Genomic DNA, 7,070 nt, shown 5'->3' on the forward strand with positions numbered 1-7,070 from the left:
CCCGCACAGGGACAGGGGCGCCCCAAAGGGGCGCGGGGAACTGCGCAAGGACGAGGGCCGACCCGCACCCGGAGAACAAGCCCCAAGGGGCAGCATCCAGGGGCGCGAGGAACCGCGCACCCACGGGGGAGGACAGACCTCGAAGGCGCAAGCGAAGGCGACCCGCACAGGAACAAGTACGCCCAGCACCACGAACCCCGCCGCCCCGGCCAAAGACGACCGGACCCCACCCGGAAAGCCCCGCAAGGGACGGGGCCAACCAAGGGCCGGGCCCCACAGGTACGGGCCCCGACAGGCACAGGGCCGGCCCGCCAAGGGACCACAGGGCCGGGCCCGCCAAGGGACCACAGGGCCGGCCCGCCAAGGGGCTACGGACGTGACCGCAACCCGTCCAGCAGAATGTCCAGCAACCGCGCGGACGCCGCTGCCTGTTGCACCGCGTCCGGCAACGAAGGCGCCGCCGTCGCGATCACGAGCAGCACGTCGGACACGGTCACATCCGCCCGCAGCTCACCGGCCCCCCGCGCCCGGTCGACCAGCCGCCCCACCACCTCCAGCAACGCGTCGGCCCCGGCGTCCGCGGCCATCGCCGCCTCCGAGGCGGCCGAACCGGCGGCCGTACCGACCGCGCCACCGATGGTGGGACCGACGGCGGCACCGGCGACGACCGCCCCGGCCCCCCGCTGCTCCACGACCCGGCTCTCGCCCACCCCACCAGGGGCGACGTACGGGGAACCCGCCCCGGACAGCGAGGACATCGCCGGGGCGGCCGCGCCCTCACCGGCCGGCGGTACCGCCCCCCGCTGCTGCGGCACCCGGGTCTCCTCGTGCGCGTCGTCGACCCCGACGCGCAGCACATGCGGCGGCAGCAGCCGCCCCGCGCCCGACGCCACCGAGGTCCGCAGGAACCGCGACAGGGCCGACCAGGGCTCGTCCTCCTGTCCCAGCGCGGCCCGTGCCTGGTCGGTCAGCCGGGAGGTCTCCTCCTCGGCGATCCGCCGCACCAGTACGTCCTTGCTCGGGAACCGCCGGTACACCGTGCCGACGCCGACCCGCGCACGGCGGGCCACGTCCTCCATCGGCGCCCCGTACCCCAGCTCACCGAAGACCTCACGTGCCGCGCGCAGCACATGCTCCAGATTCCGCTGGGCGTCCACCCGCAACGGCGCGGTCCGCCCGGGGTCGGGCAGACCCCGGCCCCCGCCCCCCGTGGCGACGCCCGACGAGATGGCGGACGCGGTCGCCGTCGCCCACTGCTGATCCTGCGTATGCATATGTGTTCCCCCGGTTTCAGACGTCTCCCCCCGGAGACTCTCCCCGCCGTCGGCAGCCGGAGCACGGGGAACGGAAGCGCGTGGGACGGGCCCCCGTGGGTGGGCCCGCCGAGTGTGTCCCCCGACACCCCGACGTCCCACGAACATAGTTGAGCCGGGGGAGATTGCGAAGGGCCACGTTCCGCCACACCGGCCACCCGATCGGGGTACGCACCGGTTACACCCTGAATGCACCACTTCCCATGGTCCCGCTCCCACCCTCTGACCTGCACATCCTCAGGATGAGCGGGAACACGCCGCGTGCCGCGGCCCCTCCCCTCCCGCACCCCCCGCGCGCCACTTCCGGTCACACAAATTGCTCAGGCTGTGGACAAACTCCCGAGCCCGTTGCGTCATGGGTGGGTGAAGGCTGCCAACCCCCCGGGCACACCCCCCGGACCGACGCCCGCCACCCGCGTCCTCGTGATCGGTGGTGGCTACGTCGGGATGTACACGGCCCTGCGGCTCCAGCGGACGCTCGCACCGGAGATCAAGCGGGGCACCGCCGAGGTCGTGGTGGTCACCCCCGACCCGTACATGACCTACAAGCCGTTCCTCCCGGAGGCCGCCGCCGGATCGATCTCCCCCCGCCATGTCGTCGTCCCCCTGCGCCGTGTCCTCGACCGCTGCCGTGTCGTCGTCGGCGAGGCGCACTCCGTCGACCACACCAAACGCACCGCCACCATCAGCACCCTCGCCACCGCCGAGGAGGGCGCCGGCACCACCGCCCTGACCTACGACGAACTGGTCCTCGCCCCCGGCTCCGTCTCCCGCACCCTCCCGGTCCCCGGCCTCGCCGAACACGGCATCGGCTTCCGCACCGTCGAGGAGGCCATCGGGCTGCGCAACCACGTCATCGAACAGATGGACATCGCCTCCTCCACCCGCGACCCCGCCATCCGCGACGCCGCCCTCACCTTCGTCTTCGTCGGCGGCGGCTACGCGGGCGTCGAAGCGCTCGGCGAGCTGGAGGACATGGCCCGCTACACCGCGCGGTACTACCGCAACATCACCCCCGACGACATGAAGTGGGTCCTCGTCGAGGCGTCGGACCGCATCCTCCCCGAGGTCGACGCCGCCATGGGCGCCTACACCCTCAGCGCCCTGCGCCGCCGGGGCGTCGACGTACGGCTGCGCACCCGGCTCGACAGCTGCGCGGACCGCGTCGCCACCCTCAGCGACGGCACCCGCTTCCCCACCCGCACCCTCGTCTGGACCGCGGGCGTCAAACCCCACCCGCTGCTCACCGCCACCGACCTTCCCCTCACCGACAACGGGCGCCTCAGGTGCACCGCCCACCTCACCGTCGAAGGCGTCCCCCACGCCTGGGGCGCCGGTGACGCCGCCGCCGTCCCCGACCTCACCGCCCCCGGCACCGACACCGCGCCCAACGCGCAGCACGCCCTGCGCCAGGCCCGCGTCCTCGGCGACAACATCGCCGCCACCCTCCACCAGCGCCCGCTCACCCCGTACGAGTACCGCTGTACGAGCTCCGTCGCCTCACTCGGCCTCCACAAAGGCGTCGCCCAGGTCCGCGGACGCGAGTTCAAGGGCTACCCTGCCTGGTTGATGCACCGCCTCTACCACCTCAGCCGTGTGCCGACCGCCAACCGCAAGGCACGCGTACTCGCCGAATGGACCCTCGCCGGTCTCTTCACACGCGAGATCGTCTCCCTGGGTTCACTCGAACACCCCAGGGCGGAATTCGAACTCGCGGCCGGTAAGGACCACCCCGACGACCCGAAGGGGTCGACCTGACCGGAGCCAGGAACTCCCCCCGACCGTCCGGCGTCTGACGAATGTCGGTCCCGTCGGCCAGACTGGCTCCCGCGACCTGTGGGCGGCCCGCCCGCCCCTCGACCCCACGAGGCTTCTACCCAGTGAACTTCACGCGCTGGAGCGCCCGGCTCCCCGGAACGCAGCGCCGCGCCGCCGCCAGGACCGAACACAGCGCCTCCCCCGCGCCACGGGGCGACAGCTCCGTGCCCGCGGCCCGCGCCGAGCACCCCACCGGCCCCGCCGCGCCCACCGCCGCCGTCGCCGGCCTCGCGGCCCACGAGGTCCTCGACCGCATCCCGGCCCTCGTCGCCCTGGTCCAGGGCCCCGACCACCACCTCGCGTACGTCAACGGCGCCTGGACCGCCGCGTTCGGCGAACGCCCCACCGGCGGACCCGCGCGCGAGATCATGCCCGAGCTCGAATCCCTCAGCCTGCTGCCGCTCCTCGACCAGGTGCTGAGCAGCGCCCGGCCCCGCACGGTCAAGTCCCGCAAGGCCCCCGGCGGCCGCTCGTACACCTTCACCTGCACCCCGGTCGACGGACTCGGCGGCCCCGGCACCTCCGGCGGCGTCCTCATCTTCGCCGCCGACGTCACCGACCACGCCGAGGCCGCCGAACGCCTGCGCGCCAGCGAACGCAGCCAGCGCGAGACCGCCGTCACCCTCCAGCGGTCCCTGCTCCCGCAGGAACTGGAGGAGCCGGACGATCTGCGTGTCGCCGCCACCTACCACCCCGGCGGCACGGAGGCCGCGGTCGGCGGCGACTGGTACGACGTCATCACCCTCGGCGGCGGCCGCACCGCCCTGGTCATCGGCGACGTCATGGGCCGCGGGGTACGCGCGGCGGCTGTCATGGGCCAGCTGCGCACCGCGGTCCGCGCCTACGCCCGTCTGGACCTCCCGCCGCACGAGGTCCTGCAACTGCTCGACGGCCTCGCCACCGAGATCGACGCCAACCAGATCGCCACCTGCGCCTACGCCGTCCACGACCCGAACGAGGGCCGTCTCGTCTACGCGTCCGCCGGGCATCTGCCGATCCTCGTCCGCGACGAGAACGGCACCGTCCACCGCGCCGCCGAACCGACCGGACCCCCGCTCGGCACCGGCGGCTGGCTCCACGCCTCCGGCTCCGTCCCCCTCGGCCCCGGCTCCACCGCAGTCCTCTACACCGACGGCCTGGTGGAACGCCGGGGCGAGGACATCGACCACGGTGTCACCGCGCTGGAGGTCGCCCTCGCCGGCGCCACCGGCTCACCCCAGGTCGTCTGCGACCGGCTGGTGCGCAGCGCGGGCGTCACCGCCGACCATGACGACGACGTCGCCGTCCTCGTCCTCCAGCACCCCGCCCGCACCGGCCCGGACAGCGAGCTGTTCCGCAACGCCGCCCTGGAACTGCTCGGCGGAGTCGAGGCCGCGCCCCGCGCGCGTGCCTTCGCCTCCGGGGTCCTCGCCAGCTGGCGCTTCCCGCCCGATCTGCACGACCTGGGTGTCCTCGCCGCCAGCGAGCTCGTCGCGAACTCGCTCCAGCACGGCACCCCGCCGATGCGGCTGCGGCTGCGCCGCACGGACCGCCGTCTGATCATCGAGGTCACCGACGGCGACGACCATCTGCCGCGCCGCCGCCGCGCCGAACCGGCCGACGAGGCCGGCCGAGGCATCGCGATCGTCGCCACCATCGCCACGAACTGGGGCTCGCGCCGCACCCCCGGCGGCGGCAAGGCCGTCTGGTGCGAATTCACCCTCCCCCAGCTGTGACGCCCCAGGGGTGACACCGCAGACAGGTGACGGCCTGGACATGAGCGCCCGGATGTGACGCCGCCCTCCCCCGGGGACGGAAGGGGGAGGGCGGATACGGACGGGAGCGCCCGGATCGCGGCCGAGGCCAGGACCCGGACGGCACGGCCCGGGGGCCATGGCTACACCGCCGCGTGCTCCTGCTCCTGCGCCTGCTCCGGCTTGCTCAGCGCCACGACCCGCGGCGTCGCGAGCGACGGCTGGTTCTGCACCGGGGTCAGCTCCCTGCCCAGGCGTATCGCCAGATAGGTGATACCGAGCGAGAACAGGAAGAACGTCACCACGTACGGGCCGTGCAGCGAGGCACCCATCGGGCCGCCCACCGCCGGACCCACCGCGAGCGCCAGCTGCTTCACCAGGGCGAACGCCGAGTTGTACTGGCCCACCATCCCGCCGGGCGCGAGATCCGCGACCAGCGGCGCGACCGTCGGCGACAGCAGCGACTCACCCAGCCCGAACAGCGCGTACGTCGAGATGAACGCCGCCGTGGCCATGGCCTGGCTGCCGTTGCCCAGCCCGGCGTACGCCGCGGCGGCCCAGGCGACGGCCCAGATCAGCCCGACGGACGCGATCACCCGGGACCGCTTGCGGTACTCGACGAAACGGAGCACCGCGAACTGCGCGATCACGATCACCGCGGTGTTGGCCGCGAGCGCGATACCGAGCGTGGACGGGGAGATCCCGGCCGCCTCGACGCCGTACGCCGACAGCCCCGACTCGAACTGTCCGTAGCAGGCGAAGAACAGCACGAAGCCCAGCACCATGAGCTGCACCATCGCGCGGTGCTGGAGCAGCGCGCGCAGACCGCCGCCCGCCGGCCGCTCACCGCGCCCCGGAGCACCCGCGACGCCCGCGGCCTTGGGTATCCGTACCCCGGCCGCTATCGCCCCGAGCACCAGGAACATCACGGCCTCGATCAGGAACAGCGTGGTGAACGAGCCCGGCCGGTGCTCGTCGACGATCTGGCCGCCGATGAGGCCGCCGAGACCGAGCCCCAGGTTCTGGAGGAAGAACTGGGTGGCGAACGCGCGGGTGCGCGACGCGGGAGGGGAGCACCACACGATCATCGTGGCGAGCGCGGGCTGCATCACGGCCGTACCCGCGCCGAGGACCGCGGCCGACAGGACCGCCGTCGTCGCCGTACCGGACATACCGAGCGCCAGCGCGCCCACCGACGCGGTGACGGAAGCGGCCACCACCACGGGAAGCGGTCCGCGGCGGTCGATCACCCGACCGACGAAGGGCAGGGCGATCAGCGCCGCCACGGCGAACGCGGCGAGCACGAGGCCCGCCGTGGTCGAGCCCAGATCCCGCACCTTCGCCACATAGACATAGAGGAACGGAACCGTGAACCCGATGCCGAACGCACTCAGTGCGCTGCCCATCTGGATCCGGCGCATCGCCGCGCCCATCGCCCTGGTCATTTCACCTGCCTTAGACATGAAGACTTCGAAGCTAAAGTTAGAGCATTAACAATACACACAGAAGGACTTCGATGCCAACCGGGTCCGTGCCATACTGCGGCCATGCCTCACACCCCGTCCGCGGACGAGCCGAGCCTCGACGAACAGATCGCCGCCTACCAGCGCGAGTACCAGGACCTCGACCCCCAGGTCGAGAAGATCGTCTCGGCCCTCGGCCGGCTGAACCGCCGCATGAACGTCGCGTACGGGCGCCAGACCTCGACCCTCGGCATCAGCAACGCCGAGTGGGAGGTCCTCAAGGCACTCGTCCTCTCCGGCGCCCCCTACCAACTGGGACCCGGCGACCTCGCCAAGCGGCTCGGACTCACCCCCGCCGCCATGACCCACCGCATCGACCGCATGGTCGGCGAAGGTCTCGTCACCCGCGAACGCGACGAGAACAACCGGGTACGCGTGATCATCGAGCTCACCGACGACGGCCGGCAGAAGTGGCTGGAGGCCATGCAACTCGCGGCCGTCTTCGAGGAGGACCTCCTCCAGGACCTCTCCACCGGCGAGCGCTCGGTGCTCGGCGAGGTCCTCACCCGCCTGCTGCGCCGCGTGGAGCACGCCCAGCCGGACGCCGGCGGACGCCTCACCGACCTCGACTGAAAATATGTTGACCTGCGGCGGTTGACAGGCATCGGGCCGATCCGTAAGGTTCTCCGAGTTGCCGCCGAGCCGTAACGGTTTTGCGTCAGCATCTCCCGCCGCTACTGCGG

The 7,070-nt window shown here is 72.7% G+C and carries 5 protein-coding genes; 3 read left to right on the plus strand and 2 right to left on the minus strand.

From position 1 onward, the window contains the following. Positions 1 to 368: 368 nt before the first annotated feature. A complete protein-coding gene (locus tag OG711_RS21150; RefSeq protein WP_329560058.1) occupies positions 369 to 1,274 on the minus strand; it encodes a TetR/AcrR family transcriptional regulator in 906 nt (301 codons plus the stop codon). A 402-nt stretch (positions 1,275 to 1,676) separates the two neighbouring features. On the opposite strand from OG711_RS21150, the gene OG711_RS21155 reads away from it, so the two are divergent. Further along, a complete protein-coding gene (locus OG711_RS21155) occupies positions 1,677 to 3,071 on the plus strand; it encodes an NAD(P)/FAD-dependent oxidoreductase (RefSeq protein WP_329560059.1) in 1,395 nt (464 codons plus the stop codon). 122 nt (positions 3,072 to 3,193) lie between these two features. Next, positions 3,194 to 4,846, plus strand: coding sequence for an ATP-binding SpoIIE family protein phosphatase (locus OG711_RS21160; protein WP_073787537.1), 1,653 nt, complete (start codon positions 3,194 to 3,196; stop codon positions 4,844 to 4,846). A 161-nt stretch (positions 4,847 to 5,007) separates the two neighbouring features. On the opposite strand, the gene OG711_RS21165 is transcribed toward OG711_RS21160, so the two are convergent. Continuing rightward, the gene (locus OG711_RS21165) at positions 5,008 to 6,309 is read right to left on the minus strand and encodes an MFS transporter (RefSeq protein WP_329560060.1); all 1,302 of its coding nucleotides are present in this window, start codon (positions 6,307 to 6,309) and stop codon (positions 5,008 to 5,010) included. A gap of 102 nt (positions 6,310 to 6,411) precedes the next feature. On the opposite strand from OG711_RS21165, the gene OG711_RS21170 reads away from it, so the two are divergent. Beyond that, on the plus strand, positions 6,412 to 6,960 hold the full coding sequence (locus OG711_RS21170; RefSeq protein WP_073787541.1) for a MarR family winged helix-turn-helix transcriptional regulator: 549 nt from the start codon (positions 6,412 to 6,414) through the stop codon (positions 6,958 to 6,960). Positions 6,961 to 7,070 lie beyond the last annotated feature (110 nt).

It is taken from the genome of Streptomyces uncialis, from assembly GCF_036250755.1.
GTDB classification, from domain to species: Bacteria; Actinomycetota; Actinomycetes; order Streptomycetales; family Streptomycetaceae; genus Streptomyces; species Streptomyces uncialis.